Source organism: Parafrigoribacterium mesophilum (assembly GCF_039652555.1).
GTDB lineage: Bacteria > Actinomycetota > Actinomycetes > Actinomycetales > Microbacteriaceae > Parafrigoribacterium > Parafrigoribacterium mesophilum.
On sequence record NZ_JBDJAF010000001.1, the window covers coordinates 1,772,362 to 1,787,482 of the forward strand.

Consider the following 15,121-nt stretch of genomic DNA (forward strand, 5'->3'; position numbering starts at 1 on the left):
ACAGTGTCGACAAATGGCCGGTTGATGATGTGTCCCGACACGTTCGCCCGGATTCCGAGATCGTCGTAAGCGCGAAACACCGCATCCAACTGATCCATCGACTGTGCCGGCAGCTCGATGACATCGTCGACAACGGTGGTCACACCGTTTCGAAGCGCCTCCATGCCGACCAGCATGGTTCGCAGATAGATGAGCTCTGGCGAGATCCTTTGAGCATTCAGGATCGGGTACGCGTAGAGCATCCAAAGCTCAAGCGGGAGGTTGTCATAGCGGCCCTTGAACAAAGCCTCCTGGGAATGAAGGTGCGCATTGACGAGCCCGGGCGCGACAAGCTTCCCCCGCCCATCCAGAACAGTCTCGTCCGCTTTCGGCACGAGGCCGTCGCCGATTTCGGCGATGAGGGCGCCTTCCAACCTAATGTCGCCCCGGTAGGGGGTGGAGTTGTGATCGGGGTCGAACCCGAGGATCTCGCAGCCTTGAATCAACACGGTCCTGCTCCTTTCACGATCGTGGATTGCGGGCGATGAAGTCGTCGGCGATCTCGTCGAAGGTCGACCACCGAACCCCCTCGTGCCCATTGATGTGTTCGATGAGTCGTTCCAGCATGAGCAGGACCTGGGGACGACCCGAGACATCAGGATGAATGGTCATGGTGAAAGCGGCACTGTCCATCTCGCGATAGACCCAATCGAATTGGTCACGCCACATTTGCTCAAGATGGCGCGGGCTGACGAACCCGTGGCTGTTGGGGCTGCCTTTAATGAACATCATGGGCGGCAGGTCGTCGAGGTACCAGTTCGCGGGTATTTCGACCAGGCTTGTTTCCTGGCCGCGCACGAGCGGTTTCATCCAGGTGTCGGCCGGTTGCGAGTAGTCGATATTGGTCCAGGAATCACCCACGCGCACGTAATACGGGCTGAAGTCATTGTGCATGAGCGAATGATCGTATTTGATGCCGCGTTCCAAAAGCAGTTCTGCCGTTGCCGGAGAAAACTCCCACCACGGCGCGACAGCACCGGTAGGGCGGCTGCCGGTAACACCTTCGATGAGTCCTATGCAACGGTCGAGGATCGCGCTTTCCTGGTCGCGGGTCATCGCGATCGGGTTCTCGTGTGAATAACCATGCACGCCGACTTCGTGGCCCCCATCCACGACCATTCGCGTCTCATCTGGAAAGGTCTCTATGGAGTGTCCTGGGATGAACCACGTCGTGCGAAGGTCGTGTCGCTCGAACAGCCGAAGAAGGCGCGGCACGCCCACTTCACCAGCGAACATTCCGCGGGAGATGTCGTCAGGGGAGTTTTCACCTCCATATGACCCGAGCCAGCCGGCAACGGCATCAACGTCGACGCCAAACGCAACACGTATTTCCTTGGTCATTGCAGAAATCCTTTCAATAGCGGGAGATCAGGGGGTAAAGCGATTAGATTGCTCGGCGGTGAAGTTCCTGTCGGACTCGATCCGGGTCGTGAAAGCGGGCAAGTAATGCGATCAGGAGAATCCGAGCCTGCGGCGGTCGCAGCGTGGCGATGAGCTCAGCACCCGCGTCCACCAAGTCGCTACCGCCGCCTGCGCCATAGAGGGCCGCCACCGGCCCCGCCGCGACACGAGTTGAAAACGCGACCACCATCCCAGCCGCAGTGAGCCGGGTGACCTCCGCGCAGAATCTTGGGTTTACATTCCCGGCGCCGACGGCTTCGACAACGACGCCGGTGGCCCCCGCCGCCTCGACGGCGCGAAAAGCCGTCGCATCGGCTCCTGGATAAAAGGGGACAATATCGACTCGCACTCCCGCAAGGCTCAGCGATTCCAATTCCAGCGGCACTGGTCGCCGCGGTGCGCTGGTCAGAACGAAGCAGCCTTGCCGCACATATCCGACCGGACCTGAAATCGTCGACGAGAAGGCCGCAGACGCAAGGGTGTTCGTCTTGCGGGTTGCGGCAGCCGCGAAAACTTGCCCGTCGAAGACAATGAGCGCACCCAGTCCGCGAGCACTTTCGTGACTGGCCACCGCCACCGCGTCCGCCAAATTGCGCGGTCCGTCGGTATCCGGTGCGTCGGCCGGCCGCTGTGCGCCGGTAAAGACCACCGGTCGTGCATCGTCGTGGACGAGGTCGACGAGGTACGCGGTTTCTTCCATCGTGTCGGTTCCATGCGTCACCACCACCCCGACGACATCCTCTGACAGCAGTCCCTGGCGGACCCTACGGGCGATTTCGAGCATGTCTTCGGGCTCCAGCAGGTAACTGCCGACGAGCATGATGTCTTGTGCATCCAGCGTCACGCCGTTGAGCGACTTCGAATTCCCGACACTGTGAAACCGGGCAAGCAAGTCTCCAGCCGTGTCGGTAGCGACAGAGGAGCCGCGGTCCGAACGTCGCGATGCGATCGTTCCACCCGTTGTGAGAACAAGCACTCTTGGAATCGGCATTGACCCTTCAGCGATGGGGTTGTGCCTTCCGGCCACCTGTCTTACGCCTTCGTAGACCACCCTCGCGGAACAACCTACAGGAACACAAACGGTCGCGCAACCGTTTGTGTAGGAATGAGTGAGTCGGGAGTCTTCTCCCATCCTGGCTATGCAGCCGACCGCACCGCCTACTGAGCGATTAGCCTTCGGATCCGCGCCCAGAGGATTCGCGCACTATGAGTTCAGGGGGCAGTTGTTCCGATGCCACGGTCTCTCCGCGCATGAGGTCGTGTAGCTTTTCCAATGCACGACGTCCCATCAGGTGCATGGGAGAACGAACGGTCGTCAACGGAACAGATGCTTCGGCGGCCAGGGGTATGTCGTTGTATCCGACCAGGGCCACGTCAGTTGGAACATGCAAACCATGGTCACGCAGCACGCCAAGCGCGCCGAAAGCGGCAAAGTCGTTGGTCGCAAAAATGGCGTCCGGTACCGGCCCAGACTCGAGCATCTTTTCGGCGGCGGCCCTCCCGCCCGGCGCGTCGAACTCACCAAAAACTATTCTGCTGCTCGGGATCACCAGGCCGGCCTCCCGAAAGACATCAACCAGTCCTCGAGTACGATCCTGCGCCGTAGAAGCAAACGGCAGTCCCGCGAGGACGGCAACATCACGGCGACCACTCCCAAGGAGATGTTCACCGACAAGCCTCCCTCCGACATAGTCGTCGCAAGTGACCGCAATGTGCGTGCCGGAGTGTCTGCTCACAAGCACGAAGGGGATACTTCGACCGGCAAGTTCGTCGAGGTACGGGTCGTCCAGACGCGCGTCGCCAAAGATGAGGCCGTCGACACGTCGTTGGAGCATCATGTTTGCACGCGCACGCTGATTCTCGAGTTTGTTGAGTGAGTTGGTGACGAAGGTCGCCAGACCCCTCTCGATCGCCGCTTCCTCGATACCTTCGTAAACCGTTGCAAGCACGAAGTCCTGGAGTCGAGGGACTATAACGCCAACCAGGTTCAAGCGCGACGTCCGTAAACTCGCAGCGTACGGGTTAGGCGCATAGTCAAGCCGCCTGGCCGCCTCGCGGATGCGCTGCTCGGTGTCGGGCGCGGCCCAGAGGTGAACATCCTGCTCAGGGGCGTTCAACACTCGAGAGACGGTCGATACATTCAATCCGAGTTCGTCGGCGATCATCCGGAGAGTCGGCGTCGGACGGCGCTTGGGCAAAATCACAACTCCCCGAATCCTGCCGGAGGAAGCACGGAAGGCTCCGTGCATCCAGCCACTTTTTTGTCCTCATGCGTGGGCGGCTACGAGGTTATCTTAGGTGATCGAACTCCGGTCAACCTGCCCGGGCGGAACGCCGCCGAAGACGAAGAATTCCTCGCCGCCGCCTTCGAACGGTGACGTTAGCTTTGTGCTGCTTTCAGGAGCGTCTCGTCGAGGTCCTTGATCCCCCCAACATCCGAAACCTCTCGCACTACCCCCAGACGTTCACAAGACGAACCCTCCGCGGGCGGCGCTCAAGCGGATGCTTTATCGGGCGACTTGGCTGAAGGACTGTTCGATTGCGTAGTTCTGCCACGCGTCGCAGTGAGGCCTGGGCGGAAGGACCGAGTTCGGACCATGCTAAGTCGCCTTGATCAGGTAACGCGCGCTCTATATTGCGTCGGTGGTTGCGCACGGCGAGTAGTGCCACAGTCAAGATCTCGTTTCGCAAGCTCCCTTACCGAACTGCACCGCGGCCGACCCTCAACGACCAAGAACAAGTACGAAACCATCGAACAGATGGAATTCGAAGAACTCGAAATGATTGAGGCCGAACTCCTCGCCGACGGAATCGAACCTCCACCGCGCTGACCTCGTTCAGCCCGCGCACCACATTTCCCAGCTCGACCAGAACGCATCAGCCTGCCCTCGTGGCGGGCTTTTCGTGTTTCGGCACCCATCAACGCGTTCCGAACGCCGCCAACGCGGCCAGAACAGTATGAAAATAGGGACCAGATCGAGATTTCTCCCGATCTGGCCCCTATTTTTGCAACGTCCGAAGTCGAATACCTCTAAAGTGCGACTTCGTCTTGGTGCGCGAGGGGGGACTTGAACCCCCATGCCCTCACGGGCACACGGACCTGAACCGTGCGCGTCTGCCAATTTCGCCACCCGCGCCAATCATGCGAGATTACCACAGCCAGCACAGGCACTCTTCCGGCTATCGCACGTGGCGCACTTGCAACAACCGAGTTGAAAAAAGTTATCCACAAGCTTGCACAACTGCTCCGAATGTGTATTCGATTGTGCGAGAATTGGATCATGTCCGAAGTCGCCGAATCCCTAGCCTCGTTAGAGACAATGGCAGAGTCTCTACCTGCCGATTCTTCGCACTTCGACACACTTTCTGACGAGGAGCTTCTCGACGTTCCGGCACGTGCGTCTCGAATACAGAGACGAATCAATGCCACGGTTGCGATGGCGGCTGGTGAAATCGCACGCCGCTCCCGGCACGAACTGGGATACGCGGGATTGGCGCAACGCTCGGGATTCCGCACTCCGGCAGGGCTGATTCAGAACGTCACAGGAGACAGCACTCGAGAGGCGTCAAAGCTCGTACGAGTCGGCATCATGATCCACCAGGCAGAGGACGCCAAGACGGAGGCGAACAGACCCGGCGTCTCCATAGATGGTGATCAACCGCTCCGTCCTGGCAGCGAGCCCGCAAAGCCGTGGCTCGCACCGATCGCCGAAGCAGCGGCGGCAGCGGTCATTTCCCTCGAAGCGGCGGAAGCGATCCGCATCGGACTAGGCGAGCCATCCACGGATATTACGGAACTGACACTCACGGATGCTGCGGCGCGCCTCGTCGAATTGGCAAAGACCCTTAACGTCGACGAACTCGCCAATCGAGCACGGGCTCTTCGCGATGACCTGGATGAGGCCGGCATAGCGGAACGGGAGGCCGAGCGCCGACAGCGAAGGTCGCTACGGGTGTTCCTGCAACCGGACGGAATGACCAAGCTGGTGTGGCTGCTGGACCCGGAATCCGCCGCGATCGTGACTGCAACCTACGACCAACTCACCTCACCGCGACGAGGCGGTCCGCGCTTCGTGGATCCAGCAGAACAGTCGCGTGCCGACGCCATCACCTCAGATCCGCGCACCACCGAACAACTCGCCCACGACGGCTTCCTGCAATTGCTCACGATCGGCGCCGACGCCGCCCCCGACAGCGTGATCGGCACAAACCGTCCTGCGGTGCGGGTTCTGGTGACCGAACAGTCGTTACGCGAGGGCGCAGGGCATGGTCGAATCGAAGGTCAGCTCGACCCGGTGTCGATTGCAACCGTTCAACGGGCCTTGTGCGACACCGGGGTCCAACCCATCGTCTTCGATGACGCCGAACAGCCCCTCAACGTCGGCCGGGCGCAGCGCCGGTTCAACAAGCGTCAACGGATCGCCCTGGCGACCCGTGACGGCGGCTGCATGTGGCCGGGGTGCAACCGGCCGGTCTCATGGACCGAAGCACACCATATCAACGAGTGGAACCGGGATCACGGGAACACCGATGTGATCGATGGCATCCTGCTCTGTCGCCACCACCACATGCTGCTCCACGACAACGGCTGGCGTATCACACGCTCCGGTGCGCGCTACTGGCTCATCCCGCCCCGTCTGCAGGACCCGTCGCAGACGCCGCTCGCGATGCCGTTCAAGAGCGCTGCACTGGCCGACCTGGTGCGCGAGAGTTCCACCCGCGCCAAGCGGCGAACCGTCATAGAACCATCAGGGTAGGACTGTGTCCATTTACCGTCACAGGGTGTGCCAGTGCACAGAAACAGCCCAGTCTGGGCCCCACCGACTAACATCGTGATACGTACGCGCACGCTGAGAGGGATTTCTTGGGGCTACTGGACAACTTCGAAAGAGGTCTTGAGCGGGCGGTCAACGGCGCCTTCGCCAAGACCTTTAAGAGCGGTCTGCAACCGATCGAGATCACCAGCGCCCTGCGCCGGGAACTGGACACCAAGGCGGCAGTGGTCTCCCGCGATCGCATTCTGGTGCCGAACAAGTTCACCGTACGGCTCAGTTCCGTCGACCACGAACGGATGACCGCGATCGGCCCGGCCCTGATAGACGAGCTGACCCAGCTCGTGCAACAGCACGCCACCGCCCAGCACTACCAATTCCCCGGCGGAATCAGCATCAAACTTGCCGAAGACCCGGCGCTCAGCCAAGGCATGATCCAGGTCGACTCGGTCAACATCAAGGGCACCGTGCAATGGACGCCCGTGCTCGACATCGGCGGCAAGCGGTATCCGATCACCAAGTCCCGAACCATCATCGGTCGCGGCAGCGACGCGGATGTCGTCGTCGACGACACGGGAATCTCCCGCAAGCACGTCGAAGTGCTCTGGGACGGCTCCCGAGCCGAAGTCAACGACCTGGGCTCGACTAACGGCTCCCAACTCAACGGGGTACCGGTGAAACGCGCACCGCTTCCCGCCGATTCGGTGATTTCGGTCGGTCGAACCCGTATCGTTTTCCGAGTGTTGGCCCAATCGTCGTCGATCGACCAGTTCTCCGACCTCCGGGTCGATCCGTCAACGCGCGATGACGGTGGTCGTCGGTGAGCGAACTGACACTGCTGCTCCTGAGATTCGGGTTCCTCCTTCTTCTCTGGGCTTTCGTGTTCGCCGTCGTCTACGCCCTTCGTTCCGACCTCTTCGGCCAGCGCGTGCGACGGATGCCCCAGGAAGGACAGGCGGCATCCCCCTTTCCCGCAGCCGGTCGCCCTACAGCGGCACCTGCTGCGCAGCCCGCCGCGCGAGCCGCCGGTCAGAGCCCGAGTGACGCACCGGCAACTGCCACCTCGGCGAAACGGCTTGTCATTACCTCCGGAGCCAAAGCCGGCATGGAACTCCCACTCTCTGGCGACCCGCTCACCATCGGACGCTCGGGCGAAAGCGGCCTCGTGATCCGGGACGACTACACCTCGACGCACCACGCCAGACTGCTGCTCTGGGGCGACGACTGGGTGCTGCAAGACCTCGACTCCACCAACGGCACATTCCTCGACGGCGTGCGCGTCACGGTGCCTACCCACGTTCCGCTGAATACCCCCATCAAAATCGGCACGACCAGTTTCGAACTGCGGCGGTAGCCGGATGCCGACAACGGGCAAGAGCGCCGCGGTTTCCCATGTAGGAAAGATCCGCGCGAACAACCAGGACTCCGGTTACGCCGGCAGTCGGCTATTTGTCGTGGCCGACGGGATGGGCGGCCACGCCGGCGGCGATGTCGCCTCGGCGGTCGCACTGCGCCGTGTTATGGAGACCGACAAGGACTATGCCTCCGCCCACGACGCCCAATACGCCTTGCAGTCGGCCTTCATCGCGGCGAACACACTTCTCGCCCAAACGGTCTTCGAACACCCCGAACTCATGGGAATGGGCACAACAGTAAGCGCCATTCTCCGAGTGGGCGACGAAGTCGCGATCGCGCACATCGGTGACTCTAGGATCTATCTACTTCGCGGCGGCGAACTGTCCCAGATCAGCGCCGACCACACCTTTGTGCAACGACTGGTCGACTCCGGACGAATCACGCCGGAAGAAGCGGCCGTGCATCCGCGGCGCTCGGTGCTCATGCGGGTGCTCGGTGACGTGGACGCCACGCCCGAAATCGACACCACCGTGCAGGCTGTGCAGCCGGGTGACCGCTGGCTGATCTGTTCCGACGGACTCAGCAGCTACGTCTCGGACGAGAAGATCCGTGCGGTGTTGCAGTCGGCAGCGACCGCTCAGGATGCGGCGCAGCGGCTTGTCGAGGAAAGCCTTAGCGTTGGCGCGCCGGACAACGTCACCGTGGTCGTGGTCGACATCGACGAGACCGGCGACTCCTCCACCGCACCCGCGGAGGTCGTGGGATCCGCGGCGCAGCCGTTGTCGTTCGAAAACGACTCCTCCCGGCGCTCCCTCCGCCTGCCCACCCTGCTCCTGCATCCGCTCAAGGTCACCCTGCAGGAGGACAGCCACTTTGAGCCGGAGTCGGACGAATATCTCAACGAACTCATTGAGGAAGACAAACGACGCTCGAAACGGCGGCGGATCAGCTGGCTGATCGGCATCGGCCTGGCCGTTATTGCGATTGCGGTGGCCCTCGTGTTCGGTTACCGGTGGACGCAAACCCACTACTACGTGGGCGCCGACGGAGAATCGGTTGCTATCTTCCAGGGCGTGCAACAGAACATCGGGCCGATCTCGCTGCACAGCGTCTACGAAGAGACCAGCCTGCGGCTGGACGACCTGCCGGCCTACTGGCGCGACAGCGTGGTCAACACGATCAGCGCCGACAATCTCGACGACGCCAAGGCGATCCTCGACCGACTGAGCAACTCCGCACATGACTGACAGCCAGAACACCGCAGCAATCGACCGACCGACGCCGGCCAGCCCTCGCGCCGCATTCACCAGTAGCATCAAGCTCACGCTGCGTGTTCCGGCCAAGCTCCGCAACCTGGAGCTCGTGCTCTTGTTGTTCGCCTGCGCGATCAACGGCGCCGCCGCGGTTCTCGTGCAGCTAGGCGCGCTCGGTGCTGTGCACCTCGATGTGATCTTCCAGGGCGCCGGTCTTGCCGTGCTCGCCTTGGGTATGCACGTCGCCCTGCGCTTCGTCGCCTCCCAAGCAGACCCGTTCATCCTCCCCATCGTCACCTTGCTCAATGGGTTAGGCATCGCCGAGATCTACCGCATCGACATCGCGCACGGGGTTTCCGGTTGGGAGGCTGCCTCGGTCCGGCAGATCGTGTGGACCGCGATGGCAATGGCCATTGCTCTCATCGTCATCATCGTCATCCGAAACCACCGCGTGCTGCAGCGTTACCGCTACATTGCGATGTTCACCGGCATAGCCTTGCTGCTGTTGCCGATGCTGCCTTTCATTGGCGCTGAGAAATTCGGTTCCCGGGTCTGGATCGACATCGGACCGTTCTCGTTCCAGCCGGGAGAACTGGGCAAGATAGCGCTGGCAATCTTCTTCGCCGGATACCTTGTCGAAAGCCGAGACAGTCTCTCGATGGTGGGCAAGAAGTTCCTCGGCATGCGCTTCCCCCGGGCCAGGGACCTCGGCCCCATTCTTGTGACTTGGGCCGCCGCGATGGCGGTGCTCATCTTCCAACGGGACCTCGGCACTTCCCTGCTCTACTTCGGCCTGTTCCTGGTGATGATCTACGTCGCCACCGGCCGACTGAGCTGGGTGATCCTCGGATTAGGGTTGTTCCTCGCCGGCGCCGTGGTCGCTGGCCAGGCGCTCGGCTACGTCACTTCCCGCTTCCACGGCTGGCTCGACGCGTTCAGCCCCGACGTCTATGACCGGCAGGGCGGCAGCTATCAGCTGGTTCAGGGGTTGTTCGGCCTGGCGCACGGCGGACTGCTCGGCACCGGGCTGGGTGAGGGGCGACCCACGATCGTTCCCCTGGCCGAAAGCGACTTCATCGTCGCGAGCCTCGGTGAAGAACTCGGCCTGGCTGGTCTGTTCGCCATTCTCGCGCTGTACCTGCTGTTGGTCTCCCGTGGCATGCGGGTCGGTTTCGCCGGGTCGGATGACTTCGGCCGGCTGCTCGGCGTCGGCCTGGCCTTTGTCATCGCGCTGCAGGTATTCATCGTCATCGGCGGCGTCACCCGGGTGATCCCGCTAACCGGACTGACCACACCGTTTCTGGCGGCCGGAGGCTCGTCGCTGGTAGCCAACTGGATCATCGCCGCGCTGCTGCTGCGCCTGTCCGACACCATCCGAAACCAGCCGAGGCTGGTGGTGGGCTAGATGAACAAGGAACTCAAGAGAATCAGCACGGCGGTGCTGGTGATGTTCGTGGCACTGCTGTGCTCCAGCACCGTGATCGGCGTGTTCCAGGTCGACAACCTCCGCGTCGACAGCCGCAACGTGCGCACCATGTACGACAGTTACTCCGCCGAACGCGGCCCGATCCTGGTTCAAGGACAGCCGATCGCGGAGTCGAAACCCTCCGACGACCAGTACAACTTCCAGCGCGTTTACACGAACCCGCAGCTCTACTCCGCCGTCACCGGATACTTCACCCTCAATCAGGGCACCACCGGCGTCGAGTCCGCCCTCAACGATCACCTCAGCGGAACCGCTAACGACCAGTTCCTGGACAAGGTCAATGCCATCCTCACCGGCGACAAGCCCAAGGGCGCCGCGGTCGAATTGACCATCGATCCGGTCGCACAACAGGCCGCCTGGGATGCGCTCGGCAACTACAACGGCGCCGTCATCGCCCTGAACCCGAAAACCGGCGCGGTGTTGGCCATGGTCTCTAAACCAGCCTTCGACCCCAATCCGCTGGCATCCCACAACACCAAAGACGTGATCGCCGCCTACAAAGCACTCCTGGCCGATCCGACCGACCCTCTGGTGAACCGCACCATCGCCGGCGACCTGTACCATCCCGGATCCGTATTCAAGCTGGTGGTCACCTCGGCGGCCATCGACAGCGGCAAGTTCACCGCGGACAGCCAGTTCCCCAATCCGCCTACTCTGCAACTGCCGCTGAGTTCGTCCGTGCTGCACAACGCGGAAGAAGGCACCTGCGGTGGCACGGCGACCATTTCCATCGCCGATGCGCTGCGTCAAAGCTGCAATGTTCCATTCGCCCAGATCGGCGCGGCAGTCGGGCAAGACACGATCGGCAGTTACGCCAAAAAGTTCGGCTTCGGAGACCGAATCAAGGTTCCGATGCCGGCAACCCGGAGTGTGTATCCAAAGAACATGGATGCGCCAAGCGTCATGCTCTCCTCGTTCGGACAGGGTGATGTGCGGGTCACCCCGCTGCAAATCGCGATGGTGACAGCCGGCATCGCCAATGGAGGGACTCTGATGCAACCAACAGTGGTCAAGACCGTGACTGCCCCGAATCTCAAGGTGATCCAGCCGTTCACGCCCAGCGTCTACAGTCAACCGATCAGCGCTCAGAGCAGTGCGACGCTGCGACAACTCATGGTGAACAACGTCAACAATGGCGCTGCCAGTAATGGGAGAATAAGCGGAGTCGACGTGGGCGGCAAAACCGGAACAGCGCAGAACGGGCAGGGACGAGCGAACACTCTCTGGTTCACCGGATTCGCCCCCGCGAACGATCCACAGATCGCCATTGCAGTCGTCGTCGAAAACGGGACTGGTTTCGGTAATCAGGTAGCTGCACCAATTGCGAGGAAGGTAATAGAGGCGGTGCTGAACAAATGAGACCCACTAGCGGCCTCACTTTCGGGGGACGGTACCAACTTTCCAGTCGCATCGCCATCGGCGGCATGGGCGAGGTGTGGGAGGCCACCGACCTCGTCATCGGTCGCACCGTCGCGATCAAGATCTTGAAGGACGAATACCTGGGTGACCCTGGGTTCCTCGAGCGGTTCCGCGCCGAGGCGCGGCACGCGGCGCTGGTCAACCACGAGGGCATCGCGAACGTCTTCGACTACGGCGAAGAAGATGGCAGCGCTTACCTGGTGATGGAGCTGGTGCCCGGCGAAGCGCTGTCGACCATCCTCGAACGCGAGCGGGTGCTCTCCACCGACCGGGTACTGGACATCGTCGCGCAAACCGCTGCGGCGCTGCACGCTGCCCATTCAGCGGGTCTCGTGCACCGCGACATCAAACCGGGCAACCTGCTGATCACCCCGGACGGCCGCGTCAAGATCACCGACTTCGGCATCGCCCGCATCGCCGACCAGGTGCCGCTGACCGCCACCGGCCAGGTCATGGGCACCGTGCAGTACCTGTCCCCCGAGCAGGCCAGCGGACATCCGGCCTCCCCCACCACCGACATCTACTCGCTCGGCATCGTCGCCTACGAGTGCCTCGCCGGCCGTCGGCCGTTCACCGGCGAATCGCAGGTTGCCATCGCCATGGCTCAGATCAACGAGGCGGCACCGGAGCTGCCGGTCACCGTCTCGGAGCCGGTGCGCAACCTCGTTTACTCGTCCATCGCGAAGAACCCGGCCAACCGGCCGGCCTCTGCGGCCCACCTGGCCAGAGCGGCTCAAGCTCTCCGTCGTGGGGATGTGGCCGCCGCCGCCGCCGCCGTCCCCGGTGTCGTGGGCACCGGATCACTGGCGGTGCTGCGCAACCCGTCCGACAACGACCAGGCCACCCGTCTGCTCACGACGGCATCCCCGGCCGCAGGCCCCACGCGGGCGCAAGCGGCCGCCGCGGCGAAAAAGCGCAGGAACCCGTGGACCTGGCCGCTGATCGCGCTGATCGCGCTGATTCTGCTCGTGGTGCTGGCCGGAATCATCCTGGCGCTGCAGCAGCAGAAGACCCCGGTCCCGGTAAGCCCGTCACCGTCCGTCACGTCGAGTTCGCCGTCCCCGTCCCCGACGCCCACACCCAGCCCCACCGTCACCACGGTCAGTATCGTCAAAGGGGACTTCGTCGGCAAGACGGCCGACGAGGCCCGTGACCTGCTCCAGAGCCTGGGCATGATCGCCGACGTGCAGGAGGGATCCAGCGCGCAGAACCCCAACGACGTGGGCAAGGTCTACGACGTCAACCCCACCGGGAACCTCGACAAGGGCACCCAGGTCACGGTCAAGGTATGGTCGGCGATGCCCGAACCCACGGCACCGAGCGCACCGACGGTGAAATCCGCCGACCCGCCCGCCAACGGCGGCGTTTACGTTCCGGGAAGCAAGGTCACCGTGCAGTGGGATGACTACAAGGGCTGCCCGGCGAGCACCAGCCTCACCGCCTACCGGGTGAGCGTGAATGGGCAGCCATCTCCTGACAATCCGATCCCGGCAACGACGAGAACGACCACCTTCAACCTGCCGGCCGAGCCGGGCGACACCACGGTCAGCTATCTGGCCGAGTGCTCGGGCATCCAGTCACCGGCATCCCCGACCCTCACCCTGAAAAGTGCCGTCCCGACTCCGTAGCAGGAAGTGAAGTTGTCGCCACCGGTTACACTGGCAAGGGATTACCGAGGCCATCCGGGAGAGCGCACGTGACAGAAGGTACTCGCCTGCTCGCCGGCAGGTACGAGGTCGGGGCACTGATTGGGCACGGCGGCATGGCCGACGTGCACCTGGGCACCGACACCCGACTGGGGCGACGGGTGGCCATCAAGCTCCTGAAGCCGTCCCTGGCCACCGATCCGAAATTCCGCATCCTGTTCCGTGAGGAAGCGCAGAAGGCCGCCAGGATGGCGCACCCCACCATCGTGCGGGTATTCGACGCCGGCGAGGAGACGATCCGCGAACCGAACGGCCACGAGACCCAACTGCCGTTCATCGTCATGGAGTACGTGGACGGCCGGCTGCTCAAAGACATCATCGCCGACGGCCCTCTCGAGCCGAGAGAAGCCATCCGCATCATCTCCGGAGTGCTCACCGCGCTGGAGTACAGCCACCGCGCACTGCTCGTGCACCGCGACATCAAGCCGGGCAATGTCATGGTCACCCAGAACGGCCAGGTAAAGGTGATGGACTTCGGCATCGCCAGAGCCGTGTCAGACAACTCCGCGACCGTGGCCGATACCAGTGCCATCCTGGGCACGGCCCAGTACTTCTCCCCCGAGCAGGCGCGCGGCGAGACAGTGGATGCCCGCACCGACCTGTATTCGACCGGTGTCGTGCTGTTCGAGTTGCTCACCGGCAGGCCGCCGTTCCGCGGCGACCGCCCGGCCGCGGTGGCCTACCAACACATCAGCGAACAGGCTCCCGCGCCCAGTAACCTGAATCCTCGCATCTCCCCCGCCCTGGACGCCGTGGTGTTGCACTCGCTCAGCAAGGACAAGTTCGACCGTTTCCAAACCGCCGGCGAGTTCCGCGCCGACCTGGAAGCGGCGGCCGCCGGCAACGTGCCGGTGCATAAACCGGTCGCCGACTTCAACGCCACGCTGTTCGGTGTGAACCCGCACGCGGTCGCCGGCTCCGAAGCCACAATGCGTCAACTGTCGGCCACCAACGATGAACGTCTGGTCCGCACGCAGACTCGTCCGCCGGTCGCCTGGATCTGGGCGGGCGTCACCATCGTCGCCGTGATCATTGCGGCGGTGATGTTCTGGGTGCTCACTTTCCAGCAGACTGCCATCGCGCCAGACCTTTCCGTGGAGGTACCCGGCGTCGTCGGGGCGCAATACGAGAACGGCGCGCAAACGCTTACCAAGCTGGGCCTGGTACCCAACCGGTTCGGCGTCTCCAGCGACACCGTCCCCGCCGGAGTGATCACCCGCACCGATCCGGAATCCGGAACGGTCGTCGGCAAGCGGCAGGTGGTCAAGGTGTGGGTTTCGTTGGGCAAGAACCCGGTGACCGTACCAATGCTCCGCAACATGCCGGAAGCGAACGCGATCTCAACCCTCGAGGCGGCAAAACTCAAGTACGGCCAGACCGACAGCGACTATTCGGCCACCGTTCCCGCCGGCATCGTCCTACGCAGCGATCCGGATGCCGGGGCGAGCGCCCATGAGGGCGACACGGTGAACCTGTTGGTCTCCAACGGCATGGTGAAGGTTCCCACGGTCACCGGCCTACCGATCGGCACCGCGACGGCGACGCTGACCGCACTGCAGTTGGACGTCACCGCCCGGCAGGACAAGGACTGCACCGGCGAAGCCGTGACCTCGCAGTCCCTGCCCGCCGGAGACCAGCCGCAGCGGTCCAATATCACCATCACCTACTGCAGCGGCACGGGCTGAGCCG

12 protein-coding genes and 1 tRNA gene are annotated in these 15,121 nt (G+C 62.8%); 8 read left to right on the forward strand and 5 right to left on the reverse strand.

Annotated features, from left to right (window positions below):
- The 5 genes from ABFX56_RS08470 to ABFX56_RS08490 form a co-directional block, all read right to left on the reverse strand.
- Window positions 1-488, reverse strand: a 488-nt coding sequence (locus tag ABFX56_RS08470; RefSeq protein ID WP_346232815.1) for an amidohydrolase family protein, incomplete at its 3' end; no start/stop codon positions are given.
- Window positions 489-501: 13 nt separating this feature from the next.
- Window positions 502-1,380: a polysaccharide deacetylase family protein gene (locus tag ABFX56_RS08475; protein ID WP_346232816.1), complete on the reverse strand. Its 879-nt coding sequence runs from the start codon at window positions 1,378-1,380 to the stop codon at window positions 502-504.
- 43 nt (window positions 1,381-1,423) lie between these two features.
- Window positions 1,424-2,491 (reverse strand): asparaginase, encoded by a 1,068-nt coding sequence (locus ABFX56_RS08480; protein ID WP_346232817.1) that lies wholly within the window; start codon window positions 2,489-2,491, stop codon window positions 1,424-1,426.
- A gap of 118 nt (window positions 2,492-2,609) precedes the next feature.
- Window positions 2,610-3,605 (reverse strand): LacI family DNA-binding transcriptional regulator, encoded by a 996-nt coding sequence (locus ABFX56_RS08485; RefSeq protein ID WP_346232818.1) that lies wholly within the window; start codon window positions 3,603-3,605, stop codon window positions 2,610-2,612.
- A gap of 885 nt (window positions 3,606-4,490) precedes the next feature.
- A tRNA-Leu gene (locus ABFX56_RS08490) sits at window positions 4,491-4,577 on the reverse strand.
- Between ABFX56_RS08490 and ABFX56_RS08495 the strand changes: the two genes are divergently transcribed.
- The 8 genes from ABFX56_RS08495 (at window position 4,548) to pknB (ending at window position 15,117) form a co-directional block, all read left to right on the forward strand.
- On the forward strand, window positions 4,548-6,197 hold the full coding sequence (locus ABFX56_RS08495; protein WP_346232819.1) for an HNH endonuclease signature motif containing protein: 1,650 nt from the start codon (window positions 4,548-4,550) through the stop codon (window positions 6,195-6,197). The two genes, ABFX56_RS08490 and ABFX56_RS08495, sit on opposite strands and share 30 nt — an antisense overlap.
- A 107-nt stretch (window positions 6,198-6,304) precedes the next feature.
- The gene (locus ABFX56_RS08500; RefSeq protein WP_346232820.1) at window positions 6,305-7,036 is read left to right on the forward strand and encodes an FHA domain-containing protein; all 732 of its coding nucleotides are present in this window, start codon (window positions 6,305-6,307) and stop codon (window positions 7,034-7,036) included.
- The gene (locus ABFX56_RS08505) at window positions 7,033-7,566 is read left to right on the forward strand and encodes an FHA domain-containing protein FhaB/FipA (RefSeq protein WP_346232821.1); all 534 of its coding nucleotides are present in this window, start codon (window positions 7,033-7,035) and stop codon (window positions 7,564-7,566) included. Before ABFX56_RS08500 ends, ABFX56_RS08505 begins: the two co-directional genes overlap by 4 nt.
- Window positions 7,567-7,570: 4 nt before the next feature.
- Window positions 7,571-8,815, forward strand: coding sequence for a PP2C family protein-serine/threonine phosphatase (locus tag ABFX56_RS08510; RefSeq protein WP_346232822.1), 1,245 nt, complete (start codon window positions 7,571-7,573; stop codon window positions 8,813-8,815).
- Complete coding sequence (locus ABFX56_RS08515; protein WP_346232823.1) at window positions 8,808-10,226, forward strand: FtsW/RodA/SpoVE family cell cycle protein; 1,419 nt, start codon at window positions 8,808-8,810, stop codon at window positions 10,224-10,226. Before ABFX56_RS08510 ends, ABFX56_RS08515 begins: the two co-directional genes overlap by 8 nt.
- Complete coding sequence (locus ABFX56_RS08520) at window positions 10,227-11,666, forward strand: peptidoglycan D,D-transpeptidase FtsI family protein (RefSeq protein ID WP_346232824.1); 1,440 nt, start codon at window positions 10,227-10,229, stop codon at window positions 11,664-11,666.
- On the forward strand, window positions 11,663-13,354 hold the full coding sequence (locus tag ABFX56_RS08525; RefSeq protein WP_346232825.1) for a serine/threonine-protein kinase: 1,692 nt from the start codon (window positions 11,663-11,665) through the stop codon (window positions 13,352-13,354). The genes ABFX56_RS08520 and ABFX56_RS08525 overlap by 4 nt, the downstream gene beginning before the upstream one ends.
- A gap of 68 nt (window positions 13,355-13,422) precedes the next feature.
- Entirely contained in the window at window positions 13,423-15,117 is a 1,695-nt protein-coding gene (gene pknB, locus ABFX56_RS08530; RefSeq protein ID WP_346232826.1) for a Stk1 family PASTA domain-containing Ser/Thr kinase, read from the forward strand.
- The last annotated feature ends 4 nt before the right edge of the window (window positions 15,118-15,121 follow it).

Bases quoted from the DNA above. Each gene is read 5' to 3' on its own strand.
- ABFX56_RS08475 (WP_346232816.1), bottom strand. From the start codon at position 1,380: ATGACCAAGGAAATACGTGTTGCGTTTGGCGTCGACGTTGATGCCGTT.
- ABFX56_RS08485 (WP_346232818.1), bottom strand. From the start codon at position 3,605: ATGATCGCCGACGAACTCGGATTGAATGTATCGACCGTCTCTCGAGTG.
- ABFX56_RS08510 (WP_346232822.1), top strand. From the start codon at position 7,571: ATGCCGACAACGGGCAAGAGCGCCGCGGTTTCCCATGTAGGAAAGATC.
- ABFX56_RS08515 (WP_346232823.1), top strand. From the start codon at position 8,808: ATGACTGACAGCCAGAACACCGCAGCAATCGACCGACCGACGCCGGCC.
- ABFX56_RS08520 (WP_346232824.1), top strand. From the start codon at position 10,227: ATGAACAAGGAACTCAAGAGAATCAGCACGGCGGTGCTGGTGATGTTC.
- ABFX56_RS08525 (WP_346232825.1), top strand. From the start codon at position 11,663: ATGAGACCCACTAGCGGCCTCACTTTCGGGGGACGGTACCAACTTTCC.